The sequence below is a fragment of the Psychromonas sp. MB-3u-54 genome, from assembly GCF_002836415.1.
In the GTDB taxonomy this organism is placed as follows: domain Bacteria; phylum Pseudomonadota; class Gammaproteobacteria; order Enterobacterales; family Psychromonadaceae; genus Psychromonas.
This window is the reverse complement of the sequence record NZ_PJBP01000059.1, coordinates 1-281: the sequence shown is the minus strand read 5'-3', so window position 1 is coordinate 281 and position 281 is coordinate 1. Positions and strand designations below refer to the sequence as shown.

Sequence of the window (281 nt, the reverse complement as noted above, 5' to 3'; positions counted from 1 at the left end):
TCAATCAAAGTTGGTTGCGAGAGCAGGATTTGAACCTACGACCTTCGGGTTATGAGCCCGACGAGCTACCAGACTGCTCCATCTCGCGTCCGATATTGGTACTACTTTTTCTAAGTCTTTATCAATCAAAATTGGTTGCGAGAGCAGGATTTGAACCTACGACCTTCGGGTTATGAGCCCGACGAGCTACCAGACTGCTCCATCTCGCGTCCGATATTGGTGTTTCTTTTTATAAATATTTATCTGTCAAAATTGGTTGCGAGAGCAGGATATAAGCCTAC

At 45.2% G+C, this 281-nt stretch carries 2 tRNA genes; both read right to left on the bottom strand.

The annotated features are described in order from the left end of the window. Positions 1 to 11: 11 nt before the first annotated feature. A tRNA-Met gene (locus CXF72_RS00580) sits at positions 12 to 88 on the bottom strand. A 44-nt stretch (positions 89 to 132) separates the two neighbouring features. Then, positions 133 to 209 (bottom strand) — tRNA-Met (locus CXF72_RS00575). Positions 210 to 281 lie beyond the last annotated feature (72 nt).